At 63.8% G+C, this 15,411-nt stretch carries 16 protein-coding genes, 1 tRNA gene and 1 riboswitch; of the genes, 10 read left to right on the top strand and 7 right to left on the bottom strand.

Features of this window, described 5'->3' with window-relative positions:
• Positions 1–83 precede the first annotated feature (83 nt).
• Together E6C48_RS13545 and E6C48_RS13540 are read left to right on the top strand one after the other, a co-directional pair.
• Complete coding sequence (locus tag E6C48_RS13545; protein ID WP_136358035.1) at positions 84–674, top strand: LabA-like NYN domain-containing protein; 591 nt, start codon at positions 84–86, stop codon at positions 672–674.
• Positions 675–678: 4 nt separating this feature from the next.
• Positions 679–1,341, top strand: coding sequence for a uracil-DNA glycosylase (locus tag E6C48_RS13540; protein WP_136358033.1), 663 nt, complete (start codon positions 679–681; stop codon positions 1,339–1,341).
• A 6-nt stretch (positions 1,342–1,347) separates the two neighbouring features.
• Here the strand turns inward: E6C48_RS13540 and E6C48_RS13535 are convergent, their stop codons facing one another.
• The gene (locus E6C48_RS13535; RefSeq protein WP_206086505.1) at positions 1,348–1,803 is read right to left on the bottom strand and encodes a MarR family winged helix-turn-helix transcriptional regulator; all 456 of its coding nucleotides are present in this window, start codon (positions 1,801–1,803) and stop codon (positions 1,348–1,350) included.
• 57 nt (positions 1,804–1,860) lie between these two features.
• Between E6C48_RS13535 and E6C48_RS13530 the strand changes: the two genes are divergently transcribed.
• Positions 1,861–2,307, top strand: coding sequence for an SgcJ/EcaC family oxidoreductase (locus E6C48_RS13530; protein WP_136358029.1), 447 nt, complete (start codon positions 1,861–1,863; stop codon positions 2,305–2,307).
• 39 nt (positions 2,308–2,346) lie between these two features.
• Here the strand turns inward: E6C48_RS13530 and smpB are convergent, their stop codons facing one another.
• On the bottom strand, positions 2,347–2,826 hold the full coding sequence (gene smpB / locus E6C48_RS13525) for an SsrA-binding protein SmpB (protein ID WP_136358027.1): 480 nt from the start codon (positions 2,824–2,826) through the stop codon (positions 2,347–2,349).
• Positions 2,827–2,851: 25 nt separating this feature from the next.
• Complete coding sequence (gene dapA / locus E6C48_RS13520; RefSeq protein WP_136358025.1) at positions 2,852–3,733, bottom strand: 4-hydroxy-tetrahydrodipicolinate synthase; 882 nt, start codon at positions 3,731–3,733, stop codon at positions 2,852–2,854.
• 231 nt (positions 3,734–3,964) lie between these two features.
• Between dapA and E6C48_RS13515 the strand changes: the two genes are divergently transcribed.
• Together E6C48_RS13515 and E6C48_RS13510 are read left to right on the top strand one after the other, a co-directional pair.
• Positions 3,965–6,004, top strand: a complete 2,040-nt coding sequence (locus E6C48_RS13515) for a lytic transglycosylase domain-containing protein (protein ID WP_136358023.1) — start codon at positions 3,965–3,967, stop codon at positions 6,002–6,004.
• Complete coding sequence (locus tag E6C48_RS13510; protein ID WP_136358021.1) at positions 6,001–6,909, top strand: alpha/beta fold hydrolase; 909 nt, start codon at positions 6,001–6,003, stop codon at positions 6,907–6,909. Before E6C48_RS13515 ends, E6C48_RS13510 begins: the two co-directional genes overlap by 4 nt.
• A 132-nt stretch (positions 6,910–7,041) precedes the next feature.
• On the opposite strand, the gene E6C48_RS13505 is transcribed toward E6C48_RS13510, so the two are convergent.
• The 3 genes from E6C48_RS13505 to E6C48_RS13495 form a co-directional block, all read right to left on the bottom strand.
• The gene (locus E6C48_RS13505) at positions 7,042–8,196 is read right to left on the bottom strand and encodes a tyrosine-type recombinase/integrase (RefSeq protein ID WP_206086503.1); all 1,155 of its coding nucleotides are present in this window, start codon (positions 8,194–8,196) and stop codon (positions 7,042–7,044) included.
• A gap of 235 nt (positions 8,197–8,431) precedes the next feature.
• Positions 8,432–9,550: a porin gene (locus E6C48_RS13500; RefSeq protein WP_136358018.1), complete on the bottom strand. Its 1,119-nt coding sequence runs from the start codon at positions 9,548–9,550 to the stop codon at positions 8,432–8,434.
• Positions 9,551–9,935: 385 nt separating this feature from the next.
• Positions 9,936–10,026, bottom strand: a tRNA-Ser gene (locus tag E6C48_RS13495).
• A 504-nt stretch (positions 10,027–10,530) separates the two neighbouring features.
• On the opposite strand from E6C48_RS13495, the gene E6C48_RS13490 reads away from it, so the two are divergent.
• The gene (locus tag E6C48_RS13490; RefSeq protein WP_136358016.1) at positions 10,531–11,628 is read left to right on the top strand and encodes a porin; all 1,098 of its coding nucleotides are present in this window, start codon (positions 10,531–10,533) and stop codon (positions 11,626–11,628) included.
• A gap of 194 nt (positions 11,629–11,822) precedes the next feature.
• Positions 11,823–12,935: a pyridoxal phosphate-dependent aminotransferase gene (locus tag E6C48_RS13485; protein WP_136358014.1), complete on the top strand. Its 1,113-nt coding sequence runs from the start codon at positions 11,823–11,825 to the stop codon at positions 12,933–12,935.
• A gap of 16 nt (positions 12,936–12,951) precedes the next feature.
• Here E6C48_RS13485 and E6C48_RS13480 read toward each other — a convergent pair whose 3' ends face one another.
• Entirely contained in the window at positions 12,952–13,410 is a 459-nt protein-coding gene (locus E6C48_RS13480; RefSeq protein WP_230978759.1) for a histidine phosphatase family protein, read from the bottom strand.
• A 210-nt stretch (positions 13,411–13,620) separates the two neighbouring features.
• Positions 13,621–13,765, top strand: a riboswitch (adenosylcobalamin (AdoCbl) riboswitch).
• On the opposite strand from E6C48_RS13480, the gene E6C48_RS13475 reads away from it, so the two are divergent.
• Genes E6C48_RS13475 through E6C48_RS13465 form a run of 3 tightly spaced genes read left to right on the top strand, consistent with a single transcriptional unit; the run spans position 13,766 to position 15,400 of the window.
• Positions 13,766–13,972: a CbtB domain-containing protein gene (locus E6C48_RS13475; protein WP_136358010.1), complete on the top strand. Its 207-nt coding sequence runs from the start codon at positions 13,766–13,768 to the stop codon at positions 13,970–13,972. It begins immediately after the preceding riboswitch.
• Positions 13,973–13,985: 13 nt separating this feature from the next.
• The gene (locus tag E6C48_RS13470) at positions 13,986–14,744 is read left to right on the top strand and encodes a CbtA family protein (RefSeq protein WP_136358008.1); all 759 of its coding nucleotides are present in this window, start codon (positions 13,986–13,988) and stop codon (positions 14,742–14,744) included.
• Positions 14,745–14,752: 8 nt separating this feature from the next.
• Positions 14,753–15,400 carry a hypothetical protein gene (locus E6C48_RS13465; RefSeq protein WP_136358006.1) on the top strand — a complete coding sequence of 216 codons (648 nt, stop codon included), beginning with the start codon at positions 14,753–14,755 and terminating at the stop codon, positions 15,398–15,400.
• The last annotated feature ends 11 nt before the right edge of the window (positions 15,401–15,411 follow it).

Genomic DNA, 15,411 nt, shown 5'->3' with positions numbered 1-15,411 from the left:
CCAATCCAGCCGCGCCGCCACACGGAACCCGCGCGGCGACCAAATATTTATCGTACTGCCTATTTCGACAAAGGATATTTTCCATGTTCGATCCCCGCGAGAAGATCGCCCTGTTCATCGACGGCGCCAATCTCTACGCAACGTCCCGCTCGCTCGGCTTCGACATCGACTACCGCAAGTTGCTGGCGAGTTTCCAGAAGCGCGGCTATCTGCTGCGCGCGTACTATTACACCGCGCTGGTCGAGGATCAGGAATACTCTTCCATCCGCCCGCTCATCGACTGGCTCGACTACAACGGCTTCAAGGTCGTCACCAAGCCAGCCAAGGAATTCACCGACTCCACCGGCCGGCGCAAGATCAAGGGCAACATGGACATCGAGCTGACGGTGGACGCACTCGAGCTCGCCGACGTGGTCGACCACTACGTCATCTTCTCCGGCGACGGCGATTTCCGCACGCTGGTCGAGGCCCTGCAACGGCGCGGCCGCAAGGTTTCCATCGTCTCGACCATGGCCTCGCAGCCGCCGATGATCTCGGACGACCTGCGCCGACAGGCCGATCATTTCATCGACCTGACGACGTTGAAGGCGGAAATCGGCCGCGATCCCTCCGAACGACCGGTCCGCAAGCCGGAACCGGCCGAGCCGCCGGAAGACGAGGACGACGACTACTGAGGCCATGGCGATGGCCTCTCCCGAACCGGGCCGCGACTGCCCTCTCTGCCCGCGTCTGCACGATTTTATCGCCGGCTGGCGGCTGCGCGAGCCGGCATGGCACAACGCGCCGGTGCCGGCCTTCCTGCCGCCGGAGGGCGAGGATGCCGTGCAATTGCTGATTGTCGGGTTGGCGCCCGGCCTGCGCGGCGCCAATCGTACAGGTCGCCCCTTCACCGGCGACTATGCCGGCGACCTGCTCTACTCGACGCTGAACCGCTTCGGTTTCGCGCGCGGAAAATTCGAGGCGCGGCCCGACGACAGCCTGCGACTGACCGGCACGGCCATCGTCAATGCGGTGCGCTGCGTGCCGCCGGAAAACAAGCCGACCGGCGGCGAGATCGCCACCTGCCGGCAATTCCTCATCCCGACCATCGAGCGGTTCGCCAACCTGCGGGCCATTCTGACGCTTGGAACGATCGCGCACCAATCCACGGTACGGGCCCTGGGCGGCCGCGTGGCAGCGGTGCCCTTCAAGCACGGCGGACGCCACGAAGTCGGCGGCGTGGCGCTGTTCTCCAGTTACCACTGCTCGCGCTACAACACCAATACAGGCGTGCTGACGGAAGAAATGTTCGTCAATGTATTCAGCGGGATACGAACGTTTCTCGACGGCACGCAGTCCTGACGACGATCAATCGGCATCGCCTTGGGGCATGCGCGGCTGAGGGTCCCGAGATGGAGCCAGTTCAAGGAGCGCCGCGCGCAAGGCCTCATAGCCCTTGTCTCCCAGCTTGCCGCGATATTCGGCTTCCAGGGCCTGATTGAACCGGTGGACCGTATCGGTGACGGCCTTGGCCGCGTCGGTCGGAAGAACGAGCTTGGCGCGCCTGTCGGCGGGGTCCGGGATGCGGCGCACGTAGCCCATACGCTCAAGCTCGTCGACCATCTCGCCCATCGCCGGCTTGCCGATCCCCGCCCGCTCGGCCAGCAGGCTGGCGCGGGTGCCGGCGGCATCGATGTTGGCGAAGACCGCCCCGTACTTCGGCTTGATGCGCTCGTGCCCGGCTTCCCTCAAAGCCCCGACGAGGGATCGCGCCGAAGCCTGGTAGGCATGGAGAAGCAGGGACTGGGTGTAGGGAAGTTCCACATTGCACCTAATTCGTCCTCCATATAGTATGTCAACCATACTATATGGAGAAAAGCGATGTCGTCAGTCCAGCATGCAGCCGGCCAGATCGCCGCCATGTTCGTCGAAACATGGAACCGTCACGACGCGAAGGCCTTTTCGTCCATTTTCGCTCCTGACGCGGATTTCACCAATGTCTTCGGCATGAAGGCCAGTGGTCGCGCAGAAGTCGAGCGGTTCCATGCCCCTCTCTTTGCAACGATGTTCCGCGACAGCCGGCTGAACATAGAAGATGTATCGAGCAGGCAGATCCGCGCCGACGTCGGAATGGTCGATCTGCGCTGGTCGATGAGCGGGGCGCGCGACCCGAAGGGCAATGCGTGGCCTGACCGCAGCGGCCTGATTAGCCTGGTTATCGCCGCGCGCGAGGGCAAATGGCTGATTGAAAGCATGCATAACATGGAACTGAACGACCCGGCTTCGGCCGAGGCACAGCAGGAACTGCAACGGGCGACCACGGCCTGAGTTCTTGACGGCTTCCTGCTCTTCGAGCGGACCGGGTCTTCACCCCCGTTCCTTCAAGAGCCGGCCCTTCTCGCGATTCCAGTCGCGCTGCTTTTCGCTTTCGCGCTTGTCGTGCAGTTTCTTGCCGCGCGCGACGGCGAGCAGGAGCTTGGCGCGGCCGCGGTCGTTGAAATAGATCTTCAGAGGCACCAGCGTCATGCCCTCGCGCTCGACGCCCTGTGCAAGGCGAGCCAGCTCGCGCTTCGACACCAGGAGTTTGCGGCGACGGCGCGGCTCGTGGTTGAAGCGGTTCGCCTGCAGGTATTCCGGCAGATAGGAGTTGATCAGCCAAAGCTCGCCGCCCTCGAAGGAAGCGTAGCTTTCCTGGATGTTGGCATGACCGCCGCGCAGCGACTTGACCTCGGTGCCGCTCAGCACCAGGCCGGTCTCGAGCGTGTCGAGAACCTCATAGTTGAAGCGCGCCTTACGGTTTTCCGCGGCGACCTTGCTGTTGGGATCGGACTTCCTGACCTGGTTCATGGTGGCCCGACGTAGGGCCTGCCGGTCAGTTAATCAAGCCTGCCGCCTTCATCGCATCGTCGATCCTGCCGGCGGTCCCCTCCTCCACCGTCACCAGCGGCGAGCGGGTTACGTTCTCGATCTTGCCGAGGCGCGACAGCGCGTATTTGGCACCCGAGACACCGGGCTCGATGAAGATCGCCTTGTGCAACGGCAGAAGCCGGTCCTGCAATTCCAGCGCCTTGTCCTTATCGTTGGCAAGCGTCGCCGCCTGGAACTCCGCGCACAGGCGCGGCGCGACATTGGAAGTGACGGAGATGCAGCCGACGCCGCCATGCGCATTGAAGCCGAGCGCCGAGGCATCCTCGCCTGAAAGCTGGATGAAATCCTTGCCGCATGTGGCGCGCTGCTCCGACACGCGCTCGACCTTGCCGGTGGCATCCTTGACGCCGACGATATTCTTGAAGTCGTGCGCCAGCCGCCCCATCGTCTCCGGGCTCATGTCGATGACCGAGCGCGGCGGGATATTGTAGATGATGATCGGCAGGCTGGTGGCCTTCGCCACCGCCGCGAAATGTTCGTAAAGCCCGCGCTGCGTCGGCTTGTTGTAATAGGGTGTGACGACCAGCGCCGCATCGGCGCCTGCCTTCTCGGCATGTTGCACCAGGTCGATGGCTTCCAACGTATTGTTGGAGCCGGCGCCCGCCACCACGGGAACGCGGCCCTTCGCCACCTCGACGCACACCTTCACGACCCGGTGGTGCTCGTCATGCGACAGCGTCGGCGATTCCCCGGTGGTGCCGACCGGTACCAAGCCATTGCTGCCCTCGCTGATCTGCCACGCGACGAAATCGCGAAAGGCTTTCTCGTCGAAACGTCCGCTCTGATCGAACGGCGTCACGAGCGCGGTAAGCGAGCCTCTCAGCATTTTCGTTCTACTCCATGGAATCCCGTGGATTCCTTGCCTATCGGGGTTGAGGGCCTTCTAGCCGAAAGCCGGGGCGCGCACCATAGTCTCGACACCGTTGCCGGGCAAGAATCGACGATGAGGCCAGTTCCGGGTACCGGATCGATCCGTCGTTCATCGGGCCTTCACGCCCCCGACCTAGGATTGGGCATGCGCCATGGTTGACAACGAGGGACGGCACAGACGGTGCGCATGACCGCCAGATGGCTCTACTACCCGGCATTGCTGATTGCCGCAGCGACCCTGCTGCCCGGCGTAACGGGCGACGCCGGGGGCGATGCGCAGCAGTTGACGGCAGCCATCCCCATGACGGCGTCGGACCAGCCCACCCCTCCTTCCGCCAGCGACGCCAACGATATTGCGCCCTTGAAAAGCGGACTGAACGCACTCGCCGCGCGTGATATCGCCGCTGCGCGCACCATCCGAGACGGCCTGCCTGCCGGCTCACTCGACCGCCATGTGCTGGCCTGGACCATCGCGCTCTATGGCGGCGACCAGGTACCGAGCGGCGAGATCGCTGCCACAGCCGCTTCGCTGCCCGGTTGGCCCGGGTTGACGACACTGCGCAAAAACAGCGAGCGCGCCATCTATCGCGAGAACCCCGACCCGCAGACGGTGATAAAGGCATTCGGCAGCAGCCAGCCGCTGACGGCGAAGGGGATCATCCTGCTGGCACGCGCCTATCGGACGCAGGGAAATACCGAGGCGGCGCTGTCAGTGCTGACCCCCTTCTGGCGTACGGAGAAACTCGAGGCAAAGGACGAAGCGGCGATCATCGCCGAATTCGGCGCGATCATTCCCGCCGCCGACCATCGCATGCGCATGGAGCGCATGTTCTATGCCGGCCGCGTGGAGGCGGCCATTCGCGTCGCGGCCCTTGCCGGGGCGAAGGAACTGGCCGCGGCCTGGAGCGCCGCAATCCGCGGCGACAAAGCTGCACCGGCCTTGCTCAAGGCGGTTCCTGTCGCCCAGCGCTCCGCCGGCTACTTCTTTGCCCAGGCCGAGTACTTAAGGAAACGCAAGCGTTTCGAGGAAGCGGCGGTTGTGGTGATGAAGGCGCCGACCGACCGCGCCGCGCTCGTCGACCCGGATGCCTGGTGGGTGGAGCGGCGGGTGCTTTCGCGCGCACTGGCCGACCAAGGCGACATGAAGACCGCCTACCGGATCGCCGCCATGCACGCTGCGGAAAGCCCCGCAAGCGCCGTCGAGGCCGAATTCCACGCCGGGTGGTATGCGCTGCGCGGCCTGAAAGACCCGGCGACCGCCGCCAGCCATTTCAGCCGCATCGTCAGCCTTGCGCAGGGACCGATCTCGCTGGCGCGCGGCTACTACTGGCTCGGCCGCGCCGCCGAAGCGGGCGGTCCCGGCGACGCCAAGGCCTATTTCGCGAAGGCGGCCGCCTACGGCACCACGTTCTACGGCCAGCTTTCGGGAGAACGGATCGGCCGGCACACCCTCAACCTCGACGATCCCCAGCCAAGCGCCGACGACCGGCGGAATTTTGCCGCCCGGGAGGCGGTGGCGGCGATCGGTCGCCTGCAACTTGCGGGTTACGAACGCTATGCCGGCACGCTCTACCTCGACCTCGCAGGCCAGCTGACCAGCCCCGGCGAACTGGCGCTGCTGGCGGCAATGGCGGAAAAGCAGGGCAACCACTTCCTCGCGCTGAAGATCGCCAAGATCGCCGTCGCCAACGGCATCGACGTCGGCGGGCTGTCGCATCCGCTCGGCGTCATTCCCGAAACCGCCGATATTTCGGGCTCCGGCAAGGCGCTCGCCTATGCGATCGCCCGGCAGGAAAGCGAATTCAACGTCGGCGCCGTATCGGCGGCCGGCGCGCGCGGGCTGCTGCAACTCATGCCGGCGACGGCCGAACAGCTGGCAGGCAAGGCTGGCCTGCCCTTCTCGCAGACGCGACTGACCAGCGACGCCGGCTATAACGCCACGCTGGGCGCGGCTTTTCTCGGCGAGCAGCTCGCCCGCTTCGGCGGCTCCTACGTGCTCACCTTCGCCGGCTACAATGCCGGCCCGCGGCGCGCACGGGAGTGGGTGGCGAAATACGGCGACCCGCGCGGCATGGATCTCGATGCCGTTGTCGACTGGATCGAACGCATTCCCTACACTGAGACGCGCTCCTACGTGCAGCGCGTCATGGAAAACTACGAGGTCTACAGGATGCGCATTTCAGGCCAGTTCGACATAGCGGCCGACCTCGTCGAGGGACGCAAGTGAGTTCGGCACCTGAAAGGGTCGGCGATGGGGAGTTCTCCGACTTTTTCTATACAGCCACCGATGGCCTGACGCTGCACGCCCGAATCTATGGCGAGGCGCGGGAAGGCCGCCGGCCGGTGGTATGCCTGCCCGGGCTGACTCGCAACGCGCGCGACTTTCATCTTCTGGCGCTGCATCTTGCCTCTCACGCCCCGGTGCCGCGCCAGGTGATCGCCTTCGACTATCGTGGCCGCGGCCAGTCCGACTACGACCCGGATATCGGCAACTATACAGTCGTTACCGAGGCAGGCGACATCCTGGCCGGGCTCGCGGCGCTCGGCGTCAACGAGGCCGCTTTCATCGGCACGTCGCGCGGCGGGCTGATTATCCATCTCCTTGGCGCCATGCAGCCGGCAGCGCTGAAGGCCATCGTCTTCAACGACATCGGCCCAGCAATCGAAGGCGACGGCCTGCGTCATATCAGCGATTATCTCGGCAAGGGCGCGCCGAAACCGCAGACCAGAGCAGACGCCATTGCGACGCAGAAGGCCGTGCACGGCGCCGATTTCCCCGCGCTCGGCAAAGCCGACTGGGAAACCATGGTCGACGCCCTCTATCGCACCGGGCCTGAGGGATTGATCCCCGACTTCGATCCGAAACTCGTGGAAACGCTGGCCGGCATCGACTTCTCGCAGCCCTTGCCGACGCTGTGGCCGCAATTCGACGCGTTAAGCGACATCCCGATGCTGGCGATCCGCGGCGAAAATTCCAGGCTGCTGTCGAAAACCACGCTGGCCGAAATGGCGCGACGGCATCCGACATTGAAAACAATGACCGTCGCCGGGCAAGGCCATGCGCCTTTTCTGGAAACCGGCGACCTGCCTGCCGCCATCGCCAGCTTCATCGACGACGCGGGGCGCGCCTGAGCAACTTCTCACCGACAAATACAGTTGAAATAACCGCAAGTATAATTTTCAGCGTCGATCATCGGCGATCTTACACCGGTCCGCGGCGGACGGCGCCGAATCCGCCCGCTGCGGCCTTCCATCAAGCGCGCTTTACTTGCCGCGAGCCTTCGCGACGGCGCGTGGAGCGCCCAGGTTTTCGGCGAGCGATGAAGGCGAGGATTCCGGCCGGTGCGGCTTCTTCACCTTCTTGCCGGATTCCTTTGCCGGTTTCGCCTTGGCCGCGGTCCGAGCCGCCGGCTTCGACGACCTTGCGGCTGCGCTCTGCGTTGCGCCGGCTGCTTGAGCCTGCCAGCCGGCCGCGGCCGGCGGATCCGGCATGCGGTGCGGTTCAAGCACCGTGACGCAACCATCCAGATCGTGCGTGGCCAGATGGGCATAGCGCATGGTCATCTGCAACGTCTGATGGCCGAGCCACATCTGCACGCGGCGAATGTCGATGCCGCCCTGGACAAGCCGCGAGGCGCAGGTATGCCGCAGAATATGGGGAACGACCTGATCGTCGCTGGCGAGGCCGACTTCCTTCTTCGCCTCGTTCCAGACGGCTCGGAACTGCGGTTGCGTCAGCATGGCGAAGGGGCCTTTGCCACGCGGACCATCCCCATCGAGAACCAGCGCCTGCATGGCGCGCGCGGTCAGCGGGATGGTGCGGCTGCGGCCCGATTTCGTGATCCAGAAGCTGACCCGGCTGCCCTGGATATCGTTCCAGATCAGCCCGATCGCCTCACCCAGGCGGCAACCGGTGTCGACCAGAAAGACCGATAGCCGGTAAGCGTTCTCGTCGCGACTGCGGATAGCGGCGAAAAGCCGTTCCTCCTCGTCGCGTTCGAGGAAGCGAATCCGTCCCGACCGCTCCTTTTGGCGACGGAACTCCGGCAGGCTGTGAATATCCCCCATCTTGTAAGCCTTGCGCAGCAATTTGCTGAGTGCGGCCATCTTGCGATTGATCGTCGCATTGCTGTTGCCGCGCTCGCGTAGTGCCGCGATCAAACCGTCCAGCGTCTCCTGATCGAATGTACTGAACCGTCGACCGCACAAGATCTCATCTATCTCACCGATAAATGAACTGACGTTGTATTTGTGCCTACCGTCGTCCCACAGTATATCGCGGTAGGATGCAAACAGTTCGCCGATCCTGTAAGATTTTACCTCTTTGATCCCGAAGTTGTAGCGGATCTTGGTATTGCCGGAAATGAAGTCGGACATGTAGTCCGCGACAGCCTCTCCGCGAAGCGAATCCTTGGTCATCAATGTACCACCCCCCGATGGATAGAATCTCCCTATCCATTTGGAGGCGTCCTTTCAAGAACTCAGTTTGCGAGCAAACCGACCCTTGTGGTATTTTGAACACAGGACCGTTTTCCGCAAACGCGTTTCAGATATCGCCCATCCGCCTCAATTCCCGTTCATCCCAAGCCCTAAAAACAAACCCGGACGCTCTCACGTCCGGGTTTGCTATTTTCGTGTCTAGGACACGCGCGTCTTAGAAGTTGCGCTGGAAGCGGATGACGCCGCCCCAACCGTCTTCACCACCGCCAACCTTGGTGTAGTTGACTTCCGGCTTGATGAGGAAGCCGGGAACCAGGTTGTAGGCGACGCCGAAGGAAGCGGCGACGTCCTTGTTCTCGTCATACGAGGCTTCGGCGTAGATCGTGGCCTTCTCGTTGGCCTTGAACGAACCGCCGCCCCAGACGGCCCAGTTACCGCCCCAAGGCTTGTAATCGTTCGTCTTGGAGTGATCGTCGGTGCCGTAGCCGCCCATGACGAAGAGCGAGAACTGCTCGTTCACGTTGACGTCGAGGCGAGCCTTGGCAGCCCACTCCTCGTACACGCTGTTGTAAGCGGCGACGGCACTGATGCCACCCCAGCCCTGCGTAAACTTCGCGCCGGCCAGAACATGCGGCACGTAGCTGTCGATGATGTCGCCGTAACCCTGCTCAAAACCGACGATCGCCGAGAAGCCGTTGCCGGCGTCGAAGGTGTAGCTGATCTGGTTGGTGTTGGCCGCGTCACCGTACTGGATGAACGAGTTGTTGATCGCAGCGCCGGCATAACCGGTCCAATCGGCGAAGATCGAGTCGGCATAGCCGATCATCAGGCCGCCGAGCTTAATGTAGGCCGAACCAAGCCACGCGCTGTTGCTGGTGGTCGCATACCTACCATCGGCAAGCTCGATGAAACCGGTCTTCGGGTCGAGAGAGTAGAGGCCGTTCCTGCCGGTTCCGTTGGACGCATCGATAGCGATGTGAGTCGACAGCGTGCCGTACTCGGTCTCCTGGCCGGTGTCGACGGTCAGCTCGATCTTGGTCTCCTTCGACCAGGTACCCTGCCACTTGCCGGTACGCCGATCCTGCACCCACTTGCCATTGTTGCCGTAACCGGCAAACTCGCTGCCGACGCCGGCGGTGTAGCGGACGTAGCCGCCGATGCGCATGCAGGTCTCGGTGCCCGGGATGTAGAAGTAGCCGGCGCCGTACACGTCGCAGATCTTGACGTATTCAGCGGGCTCCGGCTCGGCGACGACGACTGCGTCGGCGGCGCGCGCACCGGAGACTGCGACCAGAGCCGCAGCGGAGCCGAAAAGAAGGCTCTTGATGTTCATTTTCTGACCTCCAGTCTGAATCGCGGCGCAGGCGTTTGTCAGCGGCGGAAGTTTCGTGCGCCCGCACCTCGCAAACGCTTGCTACGCTTGGCTTTGCGTGCATGCGAGCCAACGGAACGGAATCGAAGCGATATAAAACTGAACGAAGAAGAGCTTGGTGGCCGGCAGAAGATTTGGACCCGAAGGGCAAGACCGGGCGGGCGCCGGTCGGTCAAGCCGCCCCGCGTGTGCGTTGAGCAAAGCGAAGAGCACGGCACGAAGCAGGGTGGCGGAGAAGGGGGGCAAAGTCCGAACCCGCAGGGTTCGCAAGCCCGACCGGGCGTCGCGCGGCCAGCGCGCCCCATCGGAGCCGTAAGCGAAGCGAATTGGCGTGAGATATGGAATATGGCGGAGAGGATGGGATTCGAACCCACGAGGCCCTTTTGAGGCCTACGCCCTTAGCAGGGGCGCGCCTTCGACCACTCGGCCACCTCTCCTTAGCGGCGCTGGATAAAGAAAAGGCCCGGCACAATCAAGCGGGGCGCATTGAATAAGCGGCGGCATATCGGGCCATGGCAGTTCGTGCGGCGAATCGGGCCGTCACAGGGGAGGAATCGGGCCGCAGCGCGGCAAAATCCTGGCGCGATACGAGGCGTCCGAGCAATTCCGGACACATCCAGGATTCGAATCGTCGGGGCGATTCCCGGCCAAAAGCCCGGTTCAAAGGCTTCTGCGGCGCTCGATCGGGCGGCCAGAGTTAACGAGACCTTTCCGGCCGTGGCGAAATCGTGTCATTTGTGCAACATCGCCCCTGGATAGCATCCCTGTTGTCGTTTCGCCGGCACGATCCTTGTTGAACGACGCCGACCGATGGGTAATGTCGGGGTCGAAGAAGGGGCGCGGTGCGCATCTTTTTCAGTAGTGGGGATGGGGCAGGGAACGCTGTCCTTCAGCAAAGAATACCCAGACCCGTTTTTAAACTTTTGACTGGAGGTCAGAAAATGAACATCAAGAGCCTTCTTTTCGGCTCCGCTGCGGCTCTGGTCGCAGTCTCCGGTGCGCGCGCCGCCGACGCAGTCGTCGTCGCCGAGCCGGAGCCCGCTGAATACGTCAAGATCTGCGACGTGTACGGCGCCGGCTACTTCTACATCCCGGGCACCGAGACCTGCATGCGCATCAGCGGCTACGTCCGCTACACCGCAAGCGTCGGCTCGGAGTTCAACGGCTATGACGGCAAGTGGAACGCCGACAAGCGAGATGGCGATATGCAGGGCACATGGTCCAAGGAGACCAAGATCGTCCTGAACGTCGACACCGGCCAGGAGACCGAATACGGTACGCTGTCGACCCACGCCGGCATCAAGGCGAACTGGGGCACTGGCCTCGACGCCGCTGACGAAACCATCGGCACCGGTGCCGCGGCGCTCGACTCCGCCTACATCAAGCTCGGCGGCCTGATGATCGGCTATGCCGACTCGATCTTCGCCGACTGGACCGGTTATGCCGGTGCTGCGATCAACAACTCGTTCATCCAGTACGGCGACGACCACAACACCAACCAGATCAGCTACACCTTCGACGCCGGCAACGGCTTCTCGGCGATCCTGGGCTTCGAACAGGGCCAGCATGACTCCGACGTCATCGACAGCTATGTTCCGCATGTCGTCGGCGGCGCCAAGTTCACGCAGGGCTGGGGCGGCATCAGCGCCGTCGCCGCTTACAACAGCGTGTGGGAAGAGTGGGCCGCCAAGGCTCGCCTGGACGTCAACGTGAACGAGCAGTTCTCGCTCTTCGTCATGGGCGGCTACGGCACCGACGATCATGTCGACTATAACGACTACAAGCCGTGGGGCGGCAACTGGGCCGTCTGGGGCGGCGGTTCGTTCAAGGCCAACGAGAAGGCCACGATCTACGCCGAAGCCTCGTATGACGACAACAAGGACATCGCCGCTTCGCTCGGCGTTGCCTACAGCCTGGTTCCGGGCTTCATCATCAAGCCGGAAGTCAACTACACCAAGTACGGCAACGTCGCTGCAAACGGCGCGCTCGCCGGTGAAGACGGTTGGGGCGGCGTCATCCGCTTCCAGCGCAACTTCTAAGACAGGCTTACTGTCTTGAAAGAGAACCCGGCGGGCAACCGCCGGGTTTTTTCTTGCCCGGAGGAAGGCGAAGACAGCGGCCACGGTCGGCGTGGATTACCCACCCGCTTGCCTCCACGAAAAGCCCGCTGTAGCAAGGCTTTGTCCCGAGGCCCGACGGCCTGCGAAATCGATAAAGCGACAGGTCTACCGCCATGCCCAAGCGCCCTCCCCTCACACCGGTCGTCGATACGCTGCCGGAAACCGTCCCCTTCGTCGGGCCGGAAGCCCAGGAACGCGAACGCGGGCGCCCTTTCCGCGCCCGCATCGGCGCCAACGAGTTGAGTTTCGGCCCCTCGCCGAAGGTGATCGCGCGCATGGCCGAGGTGGCGCGCGACCAGTGGATGTATTGCGACCCCGACAATTTCGATCTCAAGGTGGCTACCGCCGCTCATCTCGGCGTCGGGGTGGAGAACATCGTCGTCGGCGAAGGCATAGACGGCCTGCTAGGCCTGGTGGCGCGCATGTATGCCGGGCCGGGCGATGCGGTCGTCACCTCGCTCGGCGCGTATCCGACCTTCAATTTCCATGTCGCCAGCGTCGGCGGGCGGCTGGTGACGGTCCCCTACGAACAGGATCGCGAAAGCCTCGAGGGGCTGCTCGACGCCGTGCGTCGGGAAAAGGCGCCGCTGGTCTACCTCTCCAACCCCGACAATCCGATGGGAAGCTGGTGGGAAGCAGACGAGATCGACCGCTTCATCGCCGCACTCCCCGAAACCACCATGCTGGTGCTCGACGAAGCTTATGGCGAACTCGGCCCGGCCTCGGCGCTGCCGGCCGTCGACGTATCGCGGCCGAATCTCATCCGCATGCGCACCTTCTCCAAGGCCTATGGGCTGGCGGGTATCCGCTGCGGCTACGCCTTCGGCGAGGCGCAGGTGATTCGTGACTTCGAGAAGATTCGCAACCACTACGGCGTCAGCCGCATGGCGCAGGTGGCTGGCGAAGCGGCGCTTGCCGATCAGGCCTGGCTGGCCGAGGTCGTCGCGAAGGTCGCGGCCGGGCGGCAGCGCATAGCCTCCATCGCCGACGAGAACGGCCTCAAGCCGCTTGCCTCCGCCACCAATTTCGTCACCATCGATTGCGGCGGCGACGGGGATTTCGCCGGTAAGGTCATGCAAGGCATGCTGTCGCGCGACGTCTTCATTCGCAAGCCAATGGCGCCGGGTCTCGACCGCTGCATCCGCGTCAGCGTCGGCCTCGACCACGAACTCGACATCTTCGCCGAGGAATTGCCGGGCGTCCTGGCCGCCGCGCGCGGCAACTGAAGAGCCTATCGAGCCGTCAAGCCTGTTGCCTCAAGGTCCAGCGCCGGCCATCGCCGCGCAGGTCCGTCAGGCTGAGCGGCGTAACGTCGATGCGGGCGAAGCAGGCGGCCGGCGCGCCGATCACGGCAAGGATAGCCGCCCGAATGACCGCCGCATGCGTGACGGCGACCGTGTGGCCGGCTGCGCCACGCAGGTCGTCCAGCCAGCCCGCCACTCGACCCATCACCGCTGAAAACGATTCGCCGTCGCCCGGCACGGCATTCGGATCGCCAAGCCATGCGGCAAGCGCCTGCGGTTCGGCCTGTCCGACCTCCGCAATGTCCTTGCCGGTCCAGCGGCCGAAATCCTGATCGCGTAACGTCTCCGACGGCGCGGCGACCAACCCGAGCGCCTCCGCCGTCTGCCTCGCCCGCAGTTCCGGACCGGTCAGGATGCGATCGGCTCGCGCCAGCAACGGCTTCAACGCGACGGTCATTCCCGGCATCCTGTCATCCAGTGCTTCGTCGGCTGGAAAGGCGCCATGCCGTGCCGCCGGTGTAACACCGCTGCAAATAAGGGTGAGACGCGCCCGCATTCGATTCGGCATCCTTTTCGCCCGACATCATGGAAACGTATCGCAGCGATCCTGAACAGATTTGTCGCCATACCGGCTTTCATTGACAGGTAGCAACGCACTGGCATAATGTTCTTTGCATATACAGGTGTGGAAGCCGGTGTGAATCCGGCACGGTCGCGCCACTGTGATCGGCTGTCGCTTTTTGACCCGCCGAAAGTCAGATCTTCCCTGTATATTTTTTGCAACGGGACGCTGGATCCCAGGAGAGGAAATCATGTCCAACATTGCCATCGCAACACCGGATGTCCGCCCGATACCGGTTCGGGAACTCCTGCCGTGGGCAATTTTCGGCGGCCTTCTCTTCCTGATCGCGATCTATTTCGTCGGCACCGAGGAAGGCGCCACATCGCTGTTTTCTGGCATGTACATCCACGAATTCGTGCATGACGGCCGCCATCTTCTCGGTTTCCCCTGCCACTAAAAGGGTTGCCGACATGGTTGGGTCTCTTTTGCTCCGCGGCATGATTGTCGGGGTGATCGCGGGGCTGTTCGCTTTCGGCTTCGCCCGCGTCTTCGGCGAACCGCAGGTCGACCGCGCCATCGCGCTTGAGGAACAGGCGGCGGCAGCCGAACAGGCCACCGGCAGCCAGGCGATGGCCGAGGAACCTGAACTGGTTTCGCGCACCACGCAGGCCGGCATCGGCCTGCTCACCGGCGTCGTCGTCTACGGCGCGGCGGTCGGCGGGCTGTTCTCTCTCGCCTTCGCTTATGTCTACGGACGCATCGGCCGTCTTGGCGCCCGCGCCACTGCGGGCCTGCTGGCGCTCGGCGGCTTCATCACACTCGTTGCAGTGCCGTTCCTGAAATATCCGGCGACCCCGCCGGCAGTCGGCAGCCCCGAGACGATCGGCGCCAGGACGGAATTGTTCTTCGTCATGATGCTGGTGTCGTTGCTGGCCGCGGTCGCGGCCGTCGGCCTTGCGCAACGCCTGTGGGCAAGCCGGGGCGGCTGGAACGCTTCCATCATTGCTGCCGGTGCCTTCATCATGGTGGTGACCATCGCGCAGTACGCCCTGCCGACGGTCAACGAGGTGCCGGAAGGCTTCCCCGCCGATCTGCTGTGGTATTTCCGCACGGCATCGCTCGGCCTGCATGCGGTGCTTTGGACTGTCGTCGGTCTCGGTTTCGGGGCGCTTGCCGAACGCAGCCTTGCCGGGTACCGGCCTGCAGCAGCGCGCACGGCCGTCCGCTGACCGAAGCCATGCCGCGGCGCGCCATCTTTAATGTCCGTGCCGCGGCTTTTTCATGCCTTCTGATCGTCCTTCTGCCCGTAGCAACGGCGCAAGCGCACCGCAGCGCCGCCAATTCCGACGACAGCGGCATCGCCATTCCCGCCCTCACCCATGGGCAGATGGCGGTGATCGCCGACTATCGCGGCAAAATCCTCGACTTGGCCGCGAGGCAAGCCCGCACCGACGAGACGTTCCGCCGGCTGCTCACCTTCGGCAACATCCAGTATACCTATTGCCTGTGGGGTGTCGTCCCCGGCAGCCTGGGGGACGAAGCGAGCCCGTTCAACGAGTGCAGCCACGCCTACCTGTCGGCCACGCAGGCCCTGCTGGTTCACATGCGCGGCATAAACGATCGTAATTCGCCGCTCGGGGCCGATATCGAGGCGCTTGTTTCGCGCATCGACGTGGACATGGTGCGCAACGGCGCGTCTTTCGTGCTGTGCCAGTTCAGCAGCGAGGACTTCAACACGGCCAGTCTGATCCGGCCGGACTGGACCGCGGTGCCTTATCATGCGCCGAGCGTGCTCTCCTTCGCCATGCTGACGGTCGCGATGGGCGGCGCCGGCTTTGCCGGTCTGCGCCGGAAGGGCACGGCGCCCCGGCATCCGGCAGCATAACTCCGGACGAA

The organism is Ollibium composti, from assembly GCF_004801285.1.
Lineage (GTDB): Bacteria > Pseudomonadota > Alphaproteobacteria > Rhizobiales > Rhizobiaceae > Mesorhizobium > Mesorhizobium composti.
This window is presented reverse-complemented; position numbering and strand designations above follow the sequence as displayed.

Excerpts from the sequence above, each read along its gene's own strand:
- E6C48_RS13545 (WP_136358035.1), top strand. The coding sequence starts at position 84 with ATGTTCGATCCCCGCGAGAAGATCGCCCTGTTCATCGACGGCGCCAAT.
- E6C48_RS13480 (WP_230978759.1), bottom strand. The coding sequence starts at position 13,410 with ATGACCGTCGCGTTGAAGCCGTTGCTGGCGCGAGCCGATCGCATCCTG.
- E6C48_RS13500 (WP_136358018.1), bottom strand. The coding sequence starts at position 9,550 with ATGAACATCAAGAGCCTTCTTTTCGGCTCCGCTGCGGCTCTGGTCGCA.
- dapA (WP_136358025.1), bottom strand. The coding sequence starts at position 3,733 with ATGCTGAGAGGCTCGCTTACCGCGCTCGTGACGCCGTTCGATCAGAGC.
- E6C48_RS13540 (WP_136358033.1), top strand. The coding sequence starts at position 679 with ATGGCGATGGCCTCTCCCGAACCGGGCCGCGACTGCCCTCTCTGCCCG.
- E6C48_RS13485 (WP_136358014.1), top strand. The coding sequence starts at position 11,823 with ATGCCCAAGCGCCCTCCCCTCACACCGGTCGTCGATACGCTGCCGGAA.
- E6C48_RS13475 (WP_136358010.1), top strand. The coding sequence starts at position 13,766 with ATGTCCAACATTGCCATCGCAACACCGGATGTCCGCCCGATACCGGTT.
- E6C48_RS13515 (WP_136358023.1), top strand. The coding sequence starts at position 3,965 with ATGACCGCCAGATGGCTCTACTACCCGGCATTGCTGATTGCCGCAGCG.
- smpB (WP_136358027.1), bottom strand. The coding sequence starts at position 2,826 with ATGAACCAGGTCAGGAAGTCCGATCCCAACAGCAAGGTCGCCGCGGAA.
- E6C48_RS13490 (WP_136358016.1), top strand. The coding sequence starts at position 10,531 with ATGAACATCAAGAGCCTTCTTTTCGGCTCCGCTGCGGCTCTGGTCGCA.
- E6C48_RS13465 (WP_136358006.1), top strand. The coding sequence starts at position 14,753 with ATGCCGCGGCGCGCCATCTTTAATGTCCGTGCCGCGGCTTTTTCATGC.
- E6C48_RS13530 (WP_136358029.1), top strand. The coding sequence starts at position 1,861 with ATGTCGTCAGTCCAGCATGCAGCCGGCCAGATCGCCGCCATGTTCGTC.
- E6C48_RS13505 (WP_206086503.1), bottom strand. The coding sequence starts at position 8,196 with ATGACCAAGGATTCGCTTCGCGGAGAGGCTGTCGCGGACTACATGTCC.
- E6C48_RS13470 (WP_136358008.1), top strand. The coding sequence starts at position 13,986 with ATGGTTGGGTCTCTTTTGCTCCGCGGCATGATTGTCGGGGTGATCGCG.